At 64.0% G+C, this 19,017-nt stretch carries 19 protein-coding genes and 1 pseudogene; 8 read left to right on the forward strand and 12 right to left on the reverse strand.

Features of this window, described 5'->3' with window-relative positions; all coding sequences use genetic code 11:
• Window positions 1–68 precede the first annotated feature (68 nt).
• The gene (locus D8676_RS23440) at window positions 69–449 is read left to right on the forward strand and encodes an antitoxin Xre-like helix-turn-helix domain-containing protein (RefSeq protein WP_121583519.1); all 381 of its coding nucleotides are present in this window, start codon (window positions 69–71) and stop codon (window positions 447–449) included.
• Window positions 409–1,182 (forward strand): RES family NAD+ phosphorylase, encoded by a 774-nt coding sequence (locus tag D8676_RS23445; RefSeq protein ID WP_121583520.1) that lies wholly within the window; start codon window positions 409–411, stop codon window positions 1,180–1,182. The genes D8676_RS23440 and D8676_RS23445 overlap by 41 nt, the downstream gene beginning before the upstream one ends.
• A 107-nt stretch (window positions 1,183–1,289) precedes the next feature.
• On the opposite strand, the gene D8676_RS23450 is transcribed toward D8676_RS23445, so the two are convergent.
• Entirely contained in the window at window positions 1,290–2,660 is a 1,371-nt protein-coding gene (locus tag D8676_RS23450; protein WP_121583521.1) for a 3-deoxy-7-phosphoheptulonate synthase class II, read from the reverse strand.
• 311 nt (window positions 2,661–2,971) lie between these two features.
• Between D8676_RS23450 and D8676_RS23455 the strand changes: the two genes are divergently transcribed.
• Window positions 2,972–3,697: a Crp/Fnr family transcriptional regulator gene (locus tag D8676_RS23455; RefSeq protein WP_121583522.1), complete on the forward strand. Its 726-nt coding sequence runs from the start codon at window positions 2,972–2,974 to the stop codon at window positions 3,695–3,697.
• 105 nt (window positions 3,698–3,802) lie between these two features.
• On the opposite strand, the gene D8676_RS23460 is transcribed toward D8676_RS23455, so the two are convergent.
• Both D8676_RS23460 and lon read right to left on the reverse strand, forming a co-directional pair.
• Entirely contained in the window at window positions 3,803–4,075 is a 273-nt protein-coding gene (locus tag D8676_RS23460; protein ID WP_121583523.1) for an HU family DNA-binding protein, read from the reverse strand.
• Between the two features lie 187 nt (window positions 4,076–4,262).
• Window positions 4,263–6,677, reverse strand: a complete 2,415-nt coding sequence (gene lon / locus D8676_RS23465) for an endopeptidase La (protein WP_121583524.1) — start codon at window positions 6,675–6,677, stop codon at window positions 4,263–4,265.
• 357 nt (window positions 6,678–7,034) lie between these two features.
• On the opposite strand from lon, the gene D8676_RS23470 reads away from it, so the two are divergent.
• From D8676_RS23470 to D8676_RS23480, 3 genes and pseudogenes are all read left to right on the forward strand, one after another.
• A complete protein-coding gene (locus tag D8676_RS23470) occupies window positions 7,035–8,333 on the forward strand; it encodes a DUF1513 domain-containing protein (protein WP_121583525.1) in 1,299 nt (432 codons plus the stop codon).
• A 122-nt stretch (window positions 8,334–8,455) separates the two neighbouring features.
• Window positions 8,456–8,705 (forward strand): annotated as a pseudogene (locus D8676_RS23475) (type II toxin-antitoxin system RelE/ParE family toxin).
• Window positions 8,702–8,983 (forward strand): helix-turn-helix domain-containing protein, encoded by a 282-nt coding sequence (locus D8676_RS23480; protein ID WP_121583526.1) that lies wholly within the window; start codon window positions 8,702–8,704, stop codon window positions 8,981–8,983. The pseudogene D8676_RS23475 and the gene D8676_RS23480 overlap by 4 nt, the downstream one beginning before the upstream one ends.
• Window positions 8,984–9,035: 52 nt before the next feature.
• Here the strand turns inward: D8676_RS23480 and clpX are convergent, their stop codons facing one another.
• From clpX to D8676_RS23495, 3 genes are all read right to left on the reverse strand, one after another.
• Entirely contained in the window at window positions 9,036–10,313 is a 1,278-nt protein-coding gene (gene clpX, locus D8676_RS23485) for an ATP-dependent Clp protease ATP-binding subunit ClpX (protein ID WP_121583527.1), read from the reverse strand.
• A 302-nt stretch (window positions 10,314–10,615) separates the two neighbouring features.
• A complete protein-coding gene (locus tag D8676_RS23490; protein ID WP_121583528.1) occupies window positions 10,616–11,248 on the reverse strand; it encodes an ATP-dependent Clp protease proteolytic subunit in 633 nt (210 codons plus the stop codon).
• Window positions 11,249–11,415: 167 nt separating this feature from the next.
• The gene (locus D8676_RS23495) at window positions 11,416–12,522 is read right to left on the reverse strand and encodes an FAD-dependent oxidoreductase (protein ID WP_121583529.1); all 1,107 of its coding nucleotides are present in this window, start codon (window positions 12,520–12,522) and stop codon (window positions 11,416–11,418) included.
• Between the two features lie 80 nt (window positions 12,523–12,602).
• On the opposite strand from D8676_RS23495, the gene D8676_RS23500 reads away from it, so the two are divergent.
• Window positions 12,603–13,859, forward strand: coding sequence for a cytochrome P450 (locus D8676_RS23500; RefSeq protein WP_121583530.1), 1,257 nt, complete (start codon window positions 12,603–12,605; stop codon window positions 13,857–13,859).
• Here D8676_RS23500 and D8676_RS23505 read toward each other — a convergent pair.
• The 4 genes from D8676_RS23505 to D8676_RS23520 all read right to left on the reverse strand — a co-directional run bounded on the left by D8676_RS23505 (window position 13,849) and on the right by D8676_RS23520 (window position 17,178).
• Window positions 13,849–14,805: a DUF5996 family protein gene (locus D8676_RS23505; RefSeq protein ID WP_121583531.1), complete on the reverse strand. Its 957-nt coding sequence runs from the start codon at window positions 14,803–14,805 to the stop codon at window positions 13,849–13,851. The genes D8676_RS23500 and D8676_RS23505 overlap by 11 nt on opposite strands.
• A 16-nt stretch (window positions 14,806–14,821) precedes the next feature.
• The gene (locus tag D8676_RS23510; RefSeq protein ID WP_121583532.1) at window positions 14,822–15,166 is read right to left on the reverse strand and encodes a cupin domain-containing protein; all 345 of its coding nucleotides are present in this window, start codon (window positions 15,164–15,166) and stop codon (window positions 14,822–14,824) included.
• A 64-nt stretch (window positions 15,167–15,230) separates the two neighbouring features.
• The gene (locus tag D8676_RS23515; RefSeq protein ID WP_121583533.1) at window positions 15,231–16,514 is read right to left on the reverse strand and encodes an O-acetylhomoserine aminocarboxypropyltransferase; all 1,284 of its coding nucleotides are present in this window, start codon (window positions 16,512–16,514) and stop codon (window positions 15,231–15,233) included.
• Window positions 16,515–16,656: 142 nt separating this feature from the next.
• A complete protein-coding gene (locus D8676_RS23520) occupies window positions 16,657–17,178 on the reverse strand; it encodes a CoA-binding protein (RefSeq protein ID WP_121583534.1) in 522 nt (173 codons plus the stop codon).
• 37 nt (window positions 17,179–17,215) lie between these two features.
• Between D8676_RS23520 and D8676_RS23525 the strand changes: the two genes are divergently transcribed.
• Entirely contained in the window at window positions 17,216–17,716 is a 501-nt protein-coding gene (locus D8676_RS23525; RefSeq protein ID WP_121583535.1) for a GNAT family N-acetyltransferase, read from the forward strand.
• Here D8676_RS23525 and D8676_RS23530 read toward each other — a convergent pair.
• The gene (locus D8676_RS23530; protein WP_121583536.1) at window positions 17,713–18,147 is read right to left on the reverse strand and encodes a VOC family protein; all 435 of its coding nucleotides are present in this window, start codon (window positions 18,145–18,147) and stop codon (window positions 17,713–17,715) included. The genes D8676_RS23525 and D8676_RS23530 overlap by 4 nt on opposite strands.
• Before the next feature lie 7 nt (window positions 18,148–18,154).
• Window positions 18,155–18,985 (reverse strand): enoyl-CoA hydratase, encoded by an 831-nt coding sequence (locus D8676_RS23535; protein WP_121583537.1) that lies wholly within the window; start codon window positions 18,983–18,985, stop codon window positions 18,155–18,157.
• Window positions 18,986–19,017 lie beyond the last annotated feature (32 nt).

Raw genomic sequence — 19,017 nt, forward strand, 5'->3', positions numbered from 1 at the left:
CTATATCGCCGCCACTCTTTCCTTATAAACTTTCATGTACTATATTTTCTCCAGAAATGGAGATTCGAATGCTTGAGCCAAAGGCCGGCTTGCGGCCGGCAGCCGAAGCAGGCGTGCTCACCGAGGCGGTCGTCCGCGCCGCGGACCAGCTCGGCGTGAACGCCAGGTCGCTGTCCGCCGTTCTTGGCGTGTCGGAAGCGACGGTGTCGCGCATGCGCCGCAAGGATTTTGTCCTCGAACGCGGCACGAAACCCTTCGAGCTCGGCGTGCTGTTCGTCAGGCTTTTCCGCTCGCTGGACGCGATTGTCGGCGGCGACGAGACGGTCGCCAGGGCGTGGATAAAGAACCCCAACGTGGCGCTCGATGCACGCCCGCTGGAAAAGATCATCACCATTGCCGGACTGATCGATGTCATCTCCTACCTGGACAGCCGCCGCGCTCTCGTCTGAAGCGGTCGGGCTGGAGGGCAAGGTCTGGCGCCTGGTCGAGGCCCAGCACCGCGTCTCCACGCTGAAGCTTGTCGACACGCTGGACGAGCAGGCGCTGCTCGAGGACCTGATCGAAGAGACCAAGCCGGCGATCCCGCCGGAGTGCCGCCATCTCGACTATCTGCTGGCCACGCCCTTCCGCTACGGCTCCGTCTATCCGCAGGGATCGCGCTTCCGCCGCGCCGGACGGACGCTCGGCGTCTATTATGCGGCGGAGCAGATCGCCACCGCCGTGGCCGAGATGGCCTTCTACCGGCTGCTCTTCTTCGCGGATTCGCCCGGCACGCCCTGGCCCGGCGATGCGGCCGAATACACCGCGTTTTCCGCCTCGGTCCGCACCGACAAGGCAATCGACCTGACAAAACCGCCTCTGTCGAAGGACAGCGCGCGCTGGACCGATTTCTTGGACTACGAGGCATGCCAGGCGCTCGCCGACACGGCGCGTGAGGCCGAGCTTCACGCCATCCGCTACCAGTCGGTGCGCGATCCTCAAAAACGCGCCAACGTCGCGTTGCTCACCTGCCGCGCCTTCGCGAAACCCAAGCCGGTCGACCGCCAGACCTGGCGCATCCGGCTTTCGGCGTCGGGCGTGCAAGCGCTTTGCGAATTTCCGCGCCAGCGCGTCGGTTTTGGCCGCACCGACCTCGCCGGCGATCCCCGTATTGCGGATTTGCGCTGGGAAAGAAGAGGCTGAAACGGCGGCCAGCGCGCGTCGCCATAGTCGATCGCTCGCCCTCCGCAGCGTGGAAAGACAAAAGGCGCCGGAGACCGGCGCCTTTTGTCATTGCAAAGCTTGCGGTGCTACTCCGCAGCGACCGTGTGCATCTGGTCGGTGTTCTTCTTCAGAAGCTCCGACACCAGGAAAGCCAGCTCGATCGCTTGGTCCGCGTTGAGGCGCGGGTCGCAATGCGTGTGGTAGCGGTCGTGCAGATCCTCGGCCGTGATGGCGCGGGCGCCGCCGGTACATTCGGTCACGTTCTTGCCGGTCATCTCGATGTGGATGCCGCCCGGATGCGTGCCCTCGGCGCGGTGCACCTCGAAGAAGGTCTGAACCTCCTTGAGGATGCGGTCGAACGGCCGCGTCTTGTAGCCTGCCGCCGTGATCGTGTTGCCGTGCATCGGGTCCGACGACCAGACGACGCTGCGCCCTTCCTTCTTCACCGCACGCACCAGCTTTGGCAGGTGCTCGGCCACCTTGTCGGCGCCAAAGCGGGCAATCAGGGTGAGCCGGCCGGGTTCGTTCTCCGGGTTCAGCTGGTCGATCAGCTGCAGGAGGCCGTCCGGCGTCAGCGACGGGCCGCATTTCAGACCGAGCGGGTTCTTGATGCCGCGACAGTATTCGACATGCGCATGGTCGGGCTGGCGGGTGCGGTCGCCGATCCAGATCATGTGGCCCGACGTTGCGTACCAGTCGCCCGAAGTCGAATCGACGCGGGTCAGCGCCTCCTCGTAGCCGAGCAGCAGCGCCTCGTGGCTGGTGTAGAAGTCGGTCTCGCGCAGCGAGTAGTTGCTCTCCGAGGTGATACCCACCGCCTTCATGAAGTCCATGGTCTCGGTGATGCGGTTGGCCAGCGCCTCGTAACGCTCGCCCTGCGGGCTGTCGGAGACGAAGCCGAGCATCCAGCGGTGCACGTTCTCGAGGCTCGCATAGCCGCCCTGCGCGAAGGCGCGCAGCAGGTTGAGCGTCGCTGCCGACTGCCGGTACGCCATCTCCTGGCGGGCGGGGTCGGGGATACGCGCCTTGGCGTCGAATTCGGTGCCGTTGATGATGTCGCCCCGGTAGGAGGGGAGCGTCAGGCCATCCTTGGTCTCGTTGTCGGACGAGCGCGGCTTGGCGAACTGGCCGGCGATGCGGCCGACCTTCACCACCGGCTGCGCGCCGGCGAAAGTCAGCACAACTGCCATCTGCAGGAACACGCGGAAGAAGTCGCGGATGTTGTCGGCGCCGTGCTCGGCGAAGCTCTCGGCGCAGTCGCCGCCCTGAAGGAGGAATGCGTCACCGGCAGCGACGGTCGCAAGCTGCTTCTTCAGCTTGCGCGCCTCACCTGCAAAAACGAGCGGCGGAAACGTCGCGAGACGAGCCTCGACATCCTTCAGCGCGGCGGCGTCCGGATAGGCCGGCACCTGCTGAACGGGCATTGCTCTCCACGAATTCGGCGACCACTTCGTCATTGTCTCGATCCAGAATCTTCGGCCGGCGTCTTCATGCGCCGGCTCCCTTTCGCTCCCAATATAGGGGATCGCGGCTCCTACCACGAACCCAAGCTGCTATTCTAGCCCGGATTCCCATGGAAATCGAATGGGCGGTGCGCCGTACACCTCCCTCTTGAGGGGAGGTCGGCGAGCAAAGCGAGCCGGGTGGGGTCATTGCGGCAGCCCGAGACGCTTCCATGAACGTCGAGCGCCGCCCCCCGCAACACCTCGAATTCGCATGTCTGCCTGCAACGCGTGGAACATAAACGCGCGCCGACAGTTGATTGCGCATGGTTCAAACGGCTGCCTTTCTGCGCAGTCTCGAGCGGCGCGACAGTCTCAGCGACGACGAGATCAGGACAATCAGCGAACTTCCCTCGCGGCCAGCGGTCTTCACCGCGGGCGAGGATATCGTGGTGGAAGGCTCGCGACTGAAAGAGAGCTGCCTCGTGACGTCAGGCTTTGCCGCGCGCAGCCAGTCGCTGCGGTCGGGCGAGCGGCAGATCACCGCGGTCCATGTGCCCGGCGACTTCGTCGACCTGCACTCGATGCTGCTGAAGGTGATGGACCACAGCGTGGTGGCGCTCGGCCCCTGCAAGGTCGCCTTCGTCCCGCACGAGGCGATCAGGGTGGTCACCGAAACGAGCCCGCACCTCGCCCGCATGTTCTGGCTCTCCACCGTCATAGACGGCGCCATCCAGCGCACCTGGATCACCTGCCTCGGCCGCCGTTCGGCTGAGCAGCATCTCGCCCATCTTATCTGCGAGCTCTACGTCCGCCTGGAAGTCGCCGGCGCCGCGTCGGATTTCATATTCGAGTTCCCCGTCACCCAGGCCCAGCTCGGCGACGTGCTCGGGCTCTCCGTCGTTCACGTGAACCGCAAGCTCCAGGAGCTGCGCGCCGCGGGACTGGTCGAATGGCGCGACGGCAAGGTGAAGATCCGCGACTTCGAGCGGCTGGCGCAGATGTCGGAATTCGACCCGACCTATCTCAGCCTCAGGCGTGAATCGCGTTAGCGTCGGCGCCCGGCGCGAGCCGGGCGAACCGCACTTTGAAGTGTGGCACACAGAAAAAAGCCGGGTTCTAGCCCGGCTTCTTCCGTGTCCCAATAGATCAATCGATCAGTTGACCGCGTCTTTGAGTCCCTTGCCGGCCGAGAATTTCGGCACGGTGCGAGCGGGAATCTTCACCGCTGCGCCGGTCTGCGGGTTGCGGCCCGTCGAGGCAGCGCGCTTGGAAACCGAGAAGTTGCCGAAGCCGACCAGGCGCACGTCCCCGCCCTTCTTCAACTCGCCGGTGATTACGGAGAACACCGCGTCGACCGCAGCCTGCGCCTTCCCCTTCTCGATGCCGGCCTCCTCAGCCACGGCGGCCACCAGTTCGTTCTTGTTCATAGAATTTCCCTTCTCTGAGAAACCGGACGAAAGACTCACTCCGGCAGGAAACGGACTTTAGAAAGAACCGGCTCCGCAACCAAGCGGTAAAAACGATAAAAACCTTGGAAATCCGGGCTTTTTTCACAAAAAAGCCGGGCGCGAGGCCCGGCTTTCATGTGCTGCAGCGCAGCAGACGACCAGCGGCTCAGTGAGCCAGCGACTTGCCGGTCTCCTCCGTCGCGTCGACGGCGGTGGCCGGCGGCGTCACGGGCTCGACCCATTCGATCGGCTCGGGCATCCGCACCAATGCGTGCTTCAGCACCTCGCCGACCCTGGAGACCGGGACGATCTCCAGCCCGCTCTTCACGTTTTCCGGGATATCCGCCAGGTCCTTGGCGTTGTCCTCGGGGATCAGCACCTTCTTGATGCCGCCGCGCAGAGCCGCAAGCAGCTTCTCCTTCAGGCCGCCGATCGGCAGCACCCTGCCGCGCAGCGTGATCTCGCCGGTCATGGCGATATCCGCCTTCACGGGAATGCCGGTGAGCACCGAAACGATCGCGGTGGCCATCGCCACGCCTGCGGACGGACCGTCCTTCGGCGTCGCGCCTTCCGGCACGTGAACGTGGATGTCGCGCTTGTCGAAGAGCGGTGGCTCCACGCCGAAATCGATGGCCCGCGAGCGGACGTAGGACGCCGCGGCAGAGATCGATTCCTTCATCACGTCCTTCAGGTTGCCGGTCACCGTCATGCGGCCCTTGCCGGGCATCATGACGCCCTCGATCGTCAGCAGCTCGCCGCCGACCTCGGTCCAGGCAAGCCCCGTGACCACGCCGACCTGATCGTCAGCCTCGACCTGACCGAAGCGGAAACGCTGGACGCCGAGATAGTCGGAGAGGTTCTCCGGCGTAACGTCGACCCGCTTCTTCTTCGACTTCAGGATCTCGGTGACGGCCTTGCGCCCGAGCTTCATCAGCTCGCGCTCGAGGCTGCGCACGCCGGCTTCCCGCGTGTAGGTCTGGATGATGGTGCGGATCGCCGCGTCGCTGACCGAGAACTCGTTCGGCTGCAGCGCGTGATCGCGAACCACCTTCGGCATCAGGTGCCGCTTGGCGATCTCGACCTTCTCGTCCTCGGTGTAGCCGGCGATACGGATGATCTCCATGCGGTCCATGAGGGGCGCAGGGATGTTCAGCGTATTCGCCGTCGTCACGAACATCACGCTCGACAGGTCGTATTCAACCTCGAGGTAGTGGTCCATGAAGGTCGAGTTCTGCTCGGGGTCGAGCACCTCGAGCAGGGCCGAAGACGGGTCGCCGCGGAAGTCCATGCCCATCTTGTCGATCTCGTCGAGCAGGAAGAGCGGGTTGGACTTCTTCGCCTTCTTCATCGACTGGATGACCTTGCCGGGCATCGAGCCGATATAGGTGCGGCGGTGACCGCGGATCTCGGCCTCGTCGCGCACGCCGCCGAGCGCCATGCGCACGAACTCGCGGCCGGTCGCCTTGGCGATCGACTTGCCGAGCGAGGTCTTGCCGACGCCGGGAGGGCCGACGAGGCAGAGGATCGGACCCTTGAGCTTCTTCTGGCGGCTCTGGACGGCTAGATACTCGACGATACGCTCCTTGACCTTGTCGAGGCCGAAGTGATCGGTGTCGAGCACCTCCTGGGCGAAGTTCAGGTCCTGCTTGACCTTGGAGTTCTTGCTCCACGGAAGCGACAGCAGCCAGTCGAGATAGTTGCGCACGACGGTCGATTCAGCCGACATCGGCGACATCGACTTCAGCTTCTTCAGCTCGGCCTCCGCCTTCTCGCGAGCCTCCTTGGAGAGCTTGGTCTTCTTGATGCGCGCCTCGATCTCGGCGGCCTCGTCGCGGCCGTCCTCGCCCTCGCCGAGCTCCTTCTGGATCGCCTTCATCTGCTCGTTGAGGTAGTACTCGCGCTGCGTCTTCTCCATCTGGCGCTTGACGCGCGAGCGGATGCGCTTCTCCACCTGGAGAACGGAGATTTCCGCCTCCATGAAGCCCATGGCCTTCTCGAGCCGCTCCTTGACGGAGAGCGTGCCGAGCATCTCCTGCTTCTCGGGAATCTTGATCGCGAGATGCGAGGCGACGGTATCGGCGAGCTTCGAATAGTCGTCGATCTGGCTGGCCGCGCCGACCACCTCGGGCGAGATCTTCTTGTTCAGCTTGACGTAGTTCTCGAAGTCGGAAACCACCGAGCGGGCGAGCGCCTCGACCTCGATCTCTTCCTCTTCCGGCTCGTGCAGCACCGTCGCGCGGGCCTCATGGAAGTCCTCGCGGTCGGTGAAGGAATCGATCCTGGCGCGCGCCGTGCCCTCGACCAGCACCTTCACGGTGCCGTCGGGCAGTTTCAGCAACTGCAGGACATTGGCAAGCGTGCCGACGTCGTAGATGCCGTCCGCCTCCGGATCGTCCTCGGCGGCGTTCATCTGCGTCGCCAGCATGATCTGCTTTTCGGCGCCCATCACCTCTTCCAGCGCCTTGATCGACTTCTCGCGCCCAACGAAGAGCGGGACGATCATGTGCGGGAAAACCACGATGTCGCGCAGCGGGAGCACTGCGAAGACGCCGTCGCCGGAAGTCCGGGATATCTTGGCCATTGACTTACCTTTCTTTCGCGGTCGCCTTTAGCCAACCGCGAATCTCATATTAACGGCCACGAACCGTCTCGCCTACCACGCTAACATGATATGTGGATTGCAGCACGAGATTAAGCCGAAGCCCGATTGTGGTTAATTGGATAGGAAGGCGGCAAAGATCAAGGGCGGGCCGGCGGGGTCGTGCATCCAGCGCATGGCTCGGATGCGGCGCGGCTTCCGCAGCCGCGGAAGTCGCCCTAATATGGGAACCCAATTTTAGGAAAGAACGTGCTCAATCAATGGGATCGGCCAGTGTCCTGTTGCATTGGTCCTGTTGCATCGGCGGGGAGTTATCTAGCGTGACCAACGTTGGTAGTCATGTCGGTTGACCGCCGCAGCCTGCTCACCGGCGGCGCCATTCTGGCCCTTGCCGCAACGGCACCCGCCGAGGCCGCGCCGGCGGCGGCAAACCCCAGCAAGAAGGACCTCGGGAACGTCGCTGTCTACGTGCCCGGCTATTTCCCCGACAGCGCCTATGCCAACGGCAAGCCGCTTACCGCAAACCGGCGTTTCAACCGCGCGATCAAGGGCCAGCCGGTATACAAGATGCTGACCCGCGTCGGCTTCGACGGCTCCGTCCGCCAGACCCTGCTGCCTGTCGCGGCTCACGACGTCGAGGTGGCGCCCGACCGCTCGATCGGCGTGCTCTGCTCGATGGACGGGGAGCAGCACACCGCCTTCGATCCGGAAACGCTGGAGCTTGCGGCGATCGGCCCCTCGCTCGGCGGCGGCTGGCGCGGCGGCGGCCATGCGGTCTATCTCGATGGCGGCAAGACCGTCATCCTCTCCGAGCGGGCCCCGTACCTGCCCTATCAGGGCAAGCTCGACCGGCATTACGGCCGGCTCACCATCCGCGACCCGAAGACGCTGAAGATAACCGAGACCTATTCGACGCACGGCATCGAGCCGCATGACATCAGGCTGACCGCCGACGGCAAATACATCGTGGCGGCGAACTACGGCTCGACCGTCTCGGCCAAGACCGGGGCATTCACCATTCCGCGCGACGTCGTGCAGGCCTCGATCACCGTGGTCGAGCTGTCGAGCGGCAAGCTGGTCGACAAGCGCGTCACCGGCCGCAGCGACACCGAGTTGCGCCACCTCGCCGCCGGCCGGCTCGACCGCATCTTCGCCATCCAGGCGCGCTACGGCAGCGACCATGACGACGCGCGCCAGCTCAAGGGCGAAAACGTCGCCTATGAAAGCGACGTCACCACCGACCCCGGCTACAATTACATGTCGGCGGCGACCCTGAAATACGACGCGGCACGCAACCGCCTCACCAGGATGGGCGACGCGAAGTCGATCAGGCTGATGCGGCACGGCCTGTCGATCCGCTACGACGAACGGCACGACGAGGCGATCGCGACCTACCCGACGACGCATCACGTGATGGTGTTCGACGGCGCCACCGGCGCGGTGTCCAACATGCTCGACACCCGCACCGTCGGCCTGCGCTACCCGGCCGGCGTGACCTTCCTGCCTGACGGCAGGCACTACGCCGTCACCGGCCACTGGGAAAACATGTTCGTCTTCGAGCGCGGCACGCACAAGCTGGTGCGGGAACTCTGCCTCTACCCGGTCTTCTTCGGTCACAGCCACATCACGGCGGCGTAGGCGATCCGGTTCGGCTTGCTATCTATACAGAATTTTGTATTTTTACGCTGGTGGGCAAGCCGGTTATTTTTTGCGGAACCTCGCGCAACGACCTTCGAGCGTTCCCGTCCAGCGCTCGACGCATGGCCGGCTTTCAGATCGATCAGGTGCAAGAGGGTCACGATCCCGATGACTGGAAACCGATGTCCTCTATCGGGCCTGGTGTTCGGGAAATTCGCATACGCGACGAAACCGGCACGTTCCGAGTGATCTATATCGCGAAGCTCGCAGAGGCTGTGTACGTACTGCATTGTTTTCAGAAAAAGAGCCAGAACCGATATCGATCTGGCTCGTAAACGGTATCACGACTTGCAGAGGGAAACGGCGAGATGACAAGCGAACGTTTTGACAGCGTTTGGGACGCCATCGAGGACGATCCGGCGCAAGCTGAAAATCTCAAGCTCCGGTCGGCATTGATGACGGCGCTGAGGAACCACATAAAACGGCATGGATTGAGTCAGGCTGAGGCGGCAACCCTGCTCGGTGTGACCCAGCCGCGCATTTCGGATCTGATGCGCGGAAAGATCGACCTCTTCGGTCTCGATACCCTGGTCAATATGGTTGCAGCGGCCGGGATGCACATCGACCTGAAGATACGGGACGCGGCATAAACAAAAACGGCGCCCGAAGGCGCCGTTCGCAACTCTTCCGATTGGAAGGCGGTCAGGCGCTGACCGGGCCCTTCTTCTCCTTGGTCTCCGCGTAGATGTAGAGCGGCCGGGCGTTGCCCGAGACCACTTCCTCGGAGATCACCACTTCCTGCACCCCTTCCAGCGCCGGCAGCTCGAACATCGTGTCGAGCAGGATCGATTCCATGATCGAGCGCAGGCCACGCGCGCCGGTCTTCCGCTCGATCGCGCGCTTGGCGATCGCCGACAGCGCGTTCTCGTGGAAGGTCAGGTCGACGTTCTCCATCTCGAACAGGCGCTGGTACTGCTTGACCAGCGCATTCTTCGGCTCGGTCAGGATCTGGATCAGCGCCGGCTCGTCGAGGTCCTCGAGCGTCGCCAGCACCGGCAGACGGCCGACGAATTCGGGGATCAGGCCGAACTTCAGGAGGTCCTCGGGCTCGACCTGGCGGAACAGGTCGCCGGTGCGGCGGTCCTCAGGCGAAGCCACCGTGGCGCCGAAGCCGATCGACGTCTTGCGGCCGCGATCCGAGATGATCTTGTCCAGCCCGGCGAAGGCGCCGCCGCAGATGAACAGGATGTTGGCGGTGTCGACCTGCAGGAACTCCTGCTGCGGGTGCTTCCTGCCGCCCTGCGGGGGCACGGAGGCGACCGTGCCTTCCATGATTTTCAGCAGCGCCTGCTGCACGCCCTCGCCGCTGACGTCGCGGGTAATCGACGGATTGTCCGACTTGCGGCTGATCTTGTCGATCTCGTCGATGTAGACGATGCCGCGCTGCGCCCGCTCGACATTGTAGTCGGCAGACTGGAGCAGCTTCAGGATGATGTTCTCGACATCCTCGCCGACATAGCCCGCCTCGGTCAGCGTCGTGGCGTCGGCCATGGTGAAGGGCACGTCGATGATGCGCGCGAGCGTCTGCGCAAGCAGCGTCTTGCCGCAGCCGGTCGGGCCGATCAGCAGGATGTTCGACTTCGCCAGTTCGACGTCGTTGTTCTTCCCGGCATGCGCCAGGCGCTTGTAGTGGTTGTGCACGGCGACCGACAGCACGCGCTTTGCGTAGGGCTGGCCGATCACGTAGTCGTCGAGGACCGTCAGGATCTCCTGCGGGGTCGGCACGCCGTCGCGCGCCACCTTCATCGAGGTCTTGTTCTCCTCGCGGATGATGTCCATGCACAGTTCGACGCATTCGTCGCAGATGAACACCGTCGGGCCGGCGATCAGCTTGCGCACTTCATGCTGGCTTTTGCCGCAGAACGAGCAGTAGAGCGTGTTCTTGGAGTCGCCGCCGCTGCTGTTGCCGACCTTGCTCATCGTGTCCTGGTCCTTTCCGTGACGTCGTCCGTTAAAGCGTGGCGACGCCCTTCATGCGATATATGGCGGATACCCCGCCTTTGCCAGCAGCCTGGTCACGCACGCCTCCCCGATCGACGAGACACACCCCGCGAAGACGTGACAGCGATTCGCGGCCACCCGCCCGAAAGCTAAGCCGCCGAAAATCAATTTAGGCTTAACGTAGGCGGTGGCGCCAGCCGAGGAAACAGCTAATTGTGTCCGAAATGCCGCAGAGCACGTCAAAAATGCGTCATTCCACCACCTGCCGCGGCGTCATGTGATCAGCCGGCCGCTGCCGTCTCCATGGCTTCGCGCGAGGTGATGACCTTGTCGATCAGGCCGAAATCGCGTGCCTCCTCGGCAGTCATGAAGTGGTCGCGGTCCAGCGTCTTCTCGATCGTCTCGTAGTCCTTGCCGGTGTGCTTGACATAGACCTCGTTGAGGCGCCGCTTCAGCTTGATGATGTCCTGCGCATGGCGCTCGATGTCGGATGCCTGGCCCTGGAAGCCGCCGGAAGGCTGATGCACCATGATGCGGGCGTTCGGGGTCGCAAAGCGCATGTCCTTGTGGCCGGCCGTCAGCAGCAGCGAGCCCATAGAGGCCGCCTGGCCGGTGCACAGCGTCGAGACCGCCGGCTTGATGAACTGCATGGTGTCGTAGATCGCCATGCCTGACGTCACCACGCCGCCGGGCGAATTGATGTAGAGGTTGATCTCTTTCTTCGGGTTCTCCGCCTCGAGGAAGAGAAGCTGGGCGCAAACCAACGTCGCCATGCCGTCCTCGACCGGGCCGGTGATGAAGATGATGCGCTCCTTCAGGAGGCGCGAGAAGATGTCGTAGGCGCGTTCGCCGCGGTTCGTCTGCTCGACCACCATCGGCACGAGGTTCATGTAGGTTTCGACGGGGTCTCTCATCGCTGTCCCTTCAGGCTGGGATTCCGGCGCCCGGAGATGCAATGGGGCAGAATCGGTTCTTTGGCGTTGGTTTCGTAGATAGGATGCGCCCTCTGCCTTGTGCAAGGCCGACCTTGCGCTAACGTTACCGCCGCGCCCTCGTCATCCTGACACAAGCTGCCGTGGCATCACGCGGTTTCGGCGCGCAGCCAGCTTTTCAGCCCGGCAATGTCGCCGTCGCCGACCGCCGCCGCGACCCGCCGACCGACCGCAGCGCCGAACTTGTAGCCATGGCCGGAGCAGGCCGACACCACCAGCGCCCTGCCCTTCTCATGCGCGAAAAAGCGCTCGTCATCGGTGAAGGTGTAGGCGCAGGTGACGACCTCGGTGATGAGATATTCCTGGATGCGGGCGATCGGCGGCGAGAACAGGTTGCGGATCGCCTCGCCTTCGCCCTCCACCGGCTGCCGGTTCCAGTCGGCGTCGCTGGTCGGCACCTTGTGCAGGCCCGAGCCGAACTTCATCCCGGCGCCGCCGGATGGCGGGACGATGTAGCCGTCGGTCTTGCCGCCGACGTCGAGGATGACGGGCGCCGCCTCCCAGGCCGCCTGCAGGTCGGCGGGCGGCTCAACATAGGCGAGCGCGGTCCGGTAGGTCTTCAGCTCGCCCGACAACTCCGGGAAAAGTTTCAGCACCCAGGCGCCGGCAGCGATGATCACGCGATCGCCCTCCAGGGTCTCGCCGGTTTCGAGCCCGACACGGCCCTCGTCGGCATCGATCGAGACGACCTTGCTGCCGATGTAGACGTTCGCGCCGCTCCTGCGCAGCCAGTCGGCGAGCCCCGCGGCGATCCGGCGGCAGTGGAGCGCCCCGCCGTCGGCCGAGAAATAGGCATAGCGAAAGCTGCCCGGTTCAAGGAAGGGCCAGCGCTTCACGGCGTCGGCGGGATCCAATATGTCGATCGGCCAGCCGCCGGCCTCCATGCCCTCGCGATACTCTTCCGCCTCGTCGCCCGGCTCGCGCGAGACACAGATGAAGCCTCTGGGATCGAGATGGCTTTGGCCGAGGTCGCCCCACATTTCCGACCACGCGTCATAGGCCTCGGTGATCAGCCCGCCATAGCCGGTCGAGGCTCGGTAGGCGCGGCGGATGATGCGGTGATGGTCGCCGGACGCGGCGAGCGGATTGGGGATGGTCGCGCCCTGCTCCAGGAGCGTCACGGCATGCCCTGCCTTGACCAGCGACCAGGCAGTCGACAGGCCGGCGATGCCTGCGCCAACGACGATGATGTTCATGAAGCCTCGTGATGGAGCAATATGCGTTGGCGAACAATAGGCACTGGTCCGGGCTTGGCAAGGCGGGTTAATGATCCGCCATGAACGCCAGCACTCCCCCGCCAGCCTACCTCTCTTTCGATGCCTCGACCCGCCGGCTGCGGCTCGATCCGCGCGAGCCTCGCTTCTACCAAAACCCCTACGAGGCCTATGCCTGGCTGCACGGACAGGGCTCGACCTTCTTCTGGGAGGCGTTCGGCCACTGGTGTTTTGGCGGCTACGAGGACGTGAACCGCCTGCTGCGCGACCGCCGCTTCGGACGGCAGAATCCCGCAGGCATACCCGACAGCCGCGGCGCTGGAGCCGACCGCTCGCATCTGAAAAGCTTCGACGCCATCGAAGCCAACTCCATGCTCGAGCTCGAGCCGCCCGTCCACACCAGGCTGAGGACGCTGGTCAACCGCGCCTTCGTCTCCCGGCAGGTCGAGAGGCTGAGGCCGCGCGTCGAGGCGCTGTCAAACGAACTGGTCGACGGTTTTCCGAAAGACGAGGTTTTCGACCTCCTGCCCGCTTTCGCCGCACCGCTGCCGATCACCATCATCTCGGAGATGCTCGGTGTGCCTGTCGAGATGGGGCCGCAACTGCTCGACTGGTCGCACGAGATGGTCGCCATGTACACGCATGGCCGCACGCGCGAGACCGAGGAAAGGGCCAACCGCGCCGCCCGCGAATTCTCGGACTTCCTGCGCGGCTACATCGCCGAGCGGAAGAAGAGCCCGGGCGACGACCTGCTGTCGCTGCTGATATCAGCGCAGGAGGACGGGCAGAAGCTTAGCGAGGACGAACTGGTTTCATCCACCATCCTGCTGCTCAATGCCGGCCACGAAGCAACTGTCCACCAGGCCGGAAACGCCGTGCGGGCGATCCTGGCCGAAGGCGGCGATCCCGGCCGGTTCTTCGCGACGGCGGAGACGACGGCTGCGACGGTGGAAGAATGCCTGCGCTTCGACGCGCCGCTCCACATGTTCACGCGCTACGCGTATGAGGACATCGAGATCGCGCCCGGCGTGACCGTCAAGCCGGGCGAGCAGATCGGCCTTCTGCTCGGCATGGCGAACCGCGATCCCGCCGCCTTTGTTGAGCCGGATACCTTTCGTCCGGACCGCAGCGACCAGAAGAATGTCTCCTTCGGCGCCGGCATCCATTTCTGCATCGGCGCGCCGCTGGCGAGGCTGGAGCTTCAGTCGGCGCTGAAAGTGCTGTTTTCACGCCTTCCGGAACTGTCGCTGGCGGAAGAGCCGCACTTCCGCGACAGCTGGCATTTTCATGGGCTGGAAAGGCTGATGGTCACATCCTGAGTTTGGACGCCACGATGGGGCGCGGTCGGAGCGGCGCTCCCGGAACGCATTCCAGCTGCTCACGGTCCCAGCCGCCAAGATCGGCGGCCGCACGGTAGGTCGCATCCAGGAAAGCCAGGAGCATCGCCTCGGGATCGCTCGAACGACGCACGGCATCATATGGGAGCAGGAACTCGCCCAGGCTCTTTTCGAAATAAGCGGCTTTCGGCGAGACCTGCGCTTCGGCAAATCCGTCCGGCGTCGGATAAGCGTAGGAATAGAACGCGGGGAAGTCGACAGCGCCTCCCCCAGGCCAGAAGCCGGCAGAAGAGACCTCGTGGCTATAGGCTTCCCGTGTCACCTCGTCCGGCAGGGCCGGAACTCCACCCCTATGCAAAGGCGCCGGACGTCCCGAAAAGCGGGTCACAGCCAGATCGAAGCTCCCCCAGAACAGATGCACCGGGGAGACTTTCCCAAGAAACGCCGTGCGAAACTGCTTCAGGACTCGGTCGACCACAACACAGGCCTGGAAGAAGCGCGCGACCGCATCGGCATCGTAGGGGCGCCCAGCACGGTCCTCCTCGAACCTCACTGGATCAGGTATTTCGTTCGGACAGCCGTCGAAATCGCTCGTGCCGCCCAATTTCCGCACCATGTCGACGAACCGTGTGTGAAAGTCGGCGACGGACATCGGACCAAGGGCTATCCGCGCTGTCCTCCCGTCGGTCCCCGTTCCGACGACTGCATGCTCGATAAAATCGAAAACGATCTCGATGCCACCCGGTCCGTCAGGAACGATCGACGTCGTCAAACCGCGCGCATCGATATAGAAAGCCGCGTGCCAGGAATGATTGATCCAAGGGGTGCGGGCAAGCCGGTATTTTCCGACAATCTGCGCATAAAGGTGCAATGCCGAGCAGGTGTCCCGCCAGGGCTCGTAGGGAATATCGGGCCACTGAACCTTCAAGCGATCACCTCCCAGCTTACACCCTTATCACATATTCCTTGCGGGTCGTCTCGAGCACTTCCCAGGTGCCCTTGAAGCCGGGTTTCAGGACAAAGCTGTCGCCGGTGCCGACAGTGCGCGTCTCGCCGCCGTCCTCCGAAATGACGGAAACGCCGGCGAGGATGTGGCAGAATTCCCACTCGTCATATTCGATGCGCCATTTCCCGGGAGTCGCCTCCCATATGCCGGCGTAAAGCCCGCCCTCCTCCTCGTCGAGGTTCCAGGTCCGGAACTTCGGCTCGCCGGAGATCAGGCGGTCGTCGGCGGGAGCGCCATGCTCGGGCTCCGCGAGTTCGGCGTCGATGTCGACGAAATTCCCCATTGTCCCTCCGAACGAAAATGAGCCCCGGCAGCGGGCGCTGCCGGGGCTCATCTTGCATGGCTGGTCAGACCTTGGCCAGCGACTGTTCGATATCGGCGATGATGTCCTTCACATCCTCGATGCCGACCGACAGGCGCACCGTGTCGGGCGCCGCGCCGGCCGCAGTCTTCTGCTCGTCGGAGAGCTGGCGGTGCGTGGTCGAGGCCGGATGGATGACCAGCGACTTGGTGTCGCCCATGTTCGCCAGATGCGAGAAGAGCTCCAGCCCGGCGACGAACTTGATGCCGGCGTCGTAGCCGCCCTTGAGGCCGAAGGTGAAGACGGCGCCCGCGCCCTTGGGCGAGTACTTCTTCTGCAACGCGCTGTTCTTGTCCGAAGGCAGGCCCGGATAGGAGACCCAGGCGACCTTGGGATGCGCCGCGAGCCATTCGGCGACGGTGGCGGCATTGTCGCAATGGCGCTGCATCCTGAGCGGCAGCGTCTCCAGCCCGGTGAGGATCAGGAAGGCGTTGAAGGGCGAGATGGCAGGGCCGAAGTCGCGCAGGCCGAGCACGCGCGCGGCGATCGCGAAGGCGAAGTTGCCGAAGGTCTCGTGCAGCACGATGCCGCCATATTCGGGCCGCGGCTGCGACAGCATCGGATACTTGCCCGACTTCGACCAGTCGAAGGTGCCGCCGTCGACGATCATGCCGCCGATCGAGTTGCCGTGGCCGCCGATGAACTTGGTCAGCGAATGCACGACGATGTCCGCGCCATGCTCGATCGGGCGCACGAGGTAAGGCGTCGCCAGCGTGTTGTCGATGACCAGCGGGATGCCGTGCTTGTGCGCGAGGTCGGCGAGCGGCTTCAGGTCGATGAACTCGCCGTTCGGATTGGCGAGGCTCTCGGCGAAGATGAACTTGGTCTTGTCGTCGATCTGCTTCTCGAAGGTCGAGATGTCGTTCGGATCGCCCCAGCGGACCTCCCAGCCGAAGCTCTTGAAGGCGTGACCGAACTGGTTGATCGAGCCGCCGTAGAGGCGGCGGGCGGCGAGGAAGTTCTCGCCCGAGGTCATAAGCGTGTGGGCGACCAGCATCTGCGCGGCGTGGCCGGAGGCGACGGCGAGCCCGGCGGTGCCGCCTTCGAGCGCCGCGACGCGCTCCTCGAGCACCGCCTGCGTCGGGTTCATGATGCGGGTGTAGATGTTGCCGAAGGCCTTCAGCCCGAACAGCGAGGCGGCATGGTCGGCGTCATCGAACACGTAGGACGTGGTCTGGTAGATCGGCGTGGCGCGGGCGCCGGTCGCCGGATCAGGCTTGGCGCCGGCATGGATTGCGAGCGTATTGAAGCCCGGTGTTTGCTGGGACATTTTTTCCTCTCCAGGATGTTTTTGTGAAATCTGCTGCCAAGATTGCGGGACACTAAGGCCAATTGCAAAGAAGAAAATGTCGCCCAGGGCCGCGGACTGAAACGGTAAGGATACAAACTCCCGCTTTTCTGGAACGGTCGTGCTATTTCTGCCGGATGCCGAAACTCTGGAAGCCGGACCGCATGATCGGCTTCTTCGACGACAGCACGCCGGAATTGACGCCGTTCCAGGCGATCTCGCCCGACAGCCGTCCATACTCGATCTTCGGGCAGCGGTTCATGACCACCTTGATGCCGGCGGCTTCCGCCCGTGCGGCCGCCTCGTCGTGGCGCACGGTGAGCTGCATCCAGACCACCTTGGGAAGCGGATCGAGCTGCAGGACCTCGTCGACAATAGCGGGGACCGCCGCCGAGGCGCGGAAGATGTCGACCATGTCGAGCGCGACCGGAATGTCGGCAAGCCGCGCGTAGAACTTCGTGCCCAATATATCCTTGCCGGCCTGCCCCGGATTGACCGGATAGACGTCGAAACCCTTGTTCAGCATATATTGCAGCACGAAGAAGCTCGGCCGCACGTCGTTGGCCGAGGCGCCGACGATGGCGATGGTCTTCACCGCATTGAGGATGCCGGAAATATATGCGTCGTCGTAGGAATCGTGATTCATGCGTGTCTTACAGAGGCGTACGTGAAAGATACCGAAATTGGTTGAACTGCTCGTAACATATATGGAGGCGTTGTCGCCTCCCCCGTATGCGCCACTCCCAAAACCGATCGAAGATGCCGAAGTCCGCAGGGCCTTCCCGGATCGCGCCAGCTATCTGGACCTCTATGCAGCGATAGGCAAGCCGCTGCAATGGGATCAGCGACTGCGCATGCCGCCGGCCGATCTCGAGACGCTGCTCGCGCTGCCTTCTTCTTTCGTGTTCGTGCTGATGCTGCAGGGAAAATCGGTCGGCATGTGCGAATTCAACGGCGTCGGCAACGCCGACGTCGAGCTCATGCATTTCGGGCTTGTGCCGGAAGCCCAGGGCCGACGGCTCGGACCGTTTCTGCTTGACTGGTCGCTGCGCCGGATCTGGGCGGAGGGCGCGAAGCGCATCTGGCTGCACACGGACACCAACGACCACGCCAGGGCGCAGTCCGTCTATGGGCGAGCCGGGTTCGCTGTATTCGACCGAAGGCTCGAAACGTTTCCGGACTAGGGGCCTGTATCGGGCGGCAGCGCGATGTTGCCGTCCGCGTCGATCGGGAAGGCAGGATTGTGCGCGACCTCCCAGACGTGCCCGTCGGCATCGGCGAAATAACCGTACCAGCCGCCCCAGAAGGCGCGGCCCGCCGGCTTGACGATCCGCCCGCCCGCCTTCTCGGCGGCGGCCAGCACTTCGTCCACCTCGGCTTCGGACCGGGTGTTGTAGGCGAGATAGACGGCGGACGGCGCCCCGGCGAAGGCGATGCCGGAATCGGCCTCGGCGTCCTTGCGCGGAAAGAGCCCGAGAATGACGCCCCCCATCTGGAAGAAGGCCACGCCCTCGGTGATGCCGGCGTGCCGCTTCAGGCCCATCGCCTCGTAGAAGCGCACGGCGCGGTGGAGATCGTCGGTGGCGATGGTGACGATGGAAATGCGCGGTTCCATCGACCGCCTACTCCGCCTTCCACTCCGGCTTGCGCTTCTCGATGAAGGCGCAGATCCCCTCCTTCGCCTCGCCGCCGAGCAGGTTCTCGACCATGACGCGCGAGGCGTAGTCGTAGGCGTCGGCCAGCCCCATCTCGGCCTGGCGGTAGAAGGCTTCCTTGCCCAGCTTCACCGTTAGCGGCGGCTTGGAAATGATGGTCTCGGCGTATTTCGACACGATCTGGCTCAGATATTCGCGCGGCACGACGCGGTTCACCAGGCCGAAATCCTTGGCGGTCGCCGCGTCGACCATCTCGCCGGTAAGCAGCATCTCCATGGCGTGCTTCGGCTTCAGTCCACGCACCAGCGCGACGCCCGGCGTGGTACAGAACAGCCCGACATTGATGCCGTTGACGCCAAAACTCGAATGGTCGGAGGCGATGGCGAGGTCGCAGGAGGCGACGAGCTGGCAGCCGGCGGCGGTGGCGATGCCGTCGATCTCGGCGATGACGGGCTTCGGATGGCTGACGATGGATTGCATCAGCTTCGAGCAGACGGCGAAGGTCTCCTCGAAGAAGGCCTTTCCGCCATCCGGATCGGTGCGATGCGCCGTCATCTGCTTGAGGTCGTGGCCGGCGCAGAACAGCTTGCCGGCCGCCGCGATCACCACCACGCGCACCGCATCGTCGTCACGCGCGCGGTCGAGTTCCGCCTGCATATCGCGCATGACCTCGATCGACAGCAGGTTGGCCGGCGGGTTGTTGAGCGTGATACGCAGAATGCCGCGATCGGGTGACGCCCCAGGCTCGCCGGCCTCGCGCTCCCCGGTCTCGCGCCTCAACGAAACGACATCGGCCATTTTCCGTCTCCCATGCTGGTCCTGCGGCGATC

Origin of the sequence: Mesorhizobium sp. YM1C-6-2 (genome assembly GCF_003666685.1) — a bacterium.
Taxonomy (GTDB): domain Bacteria; phylum Pseudomonadota; class Alphaproteobacteria; order Rhizobiales; family Rhizobiaceae; genus Mesorhizobium_K.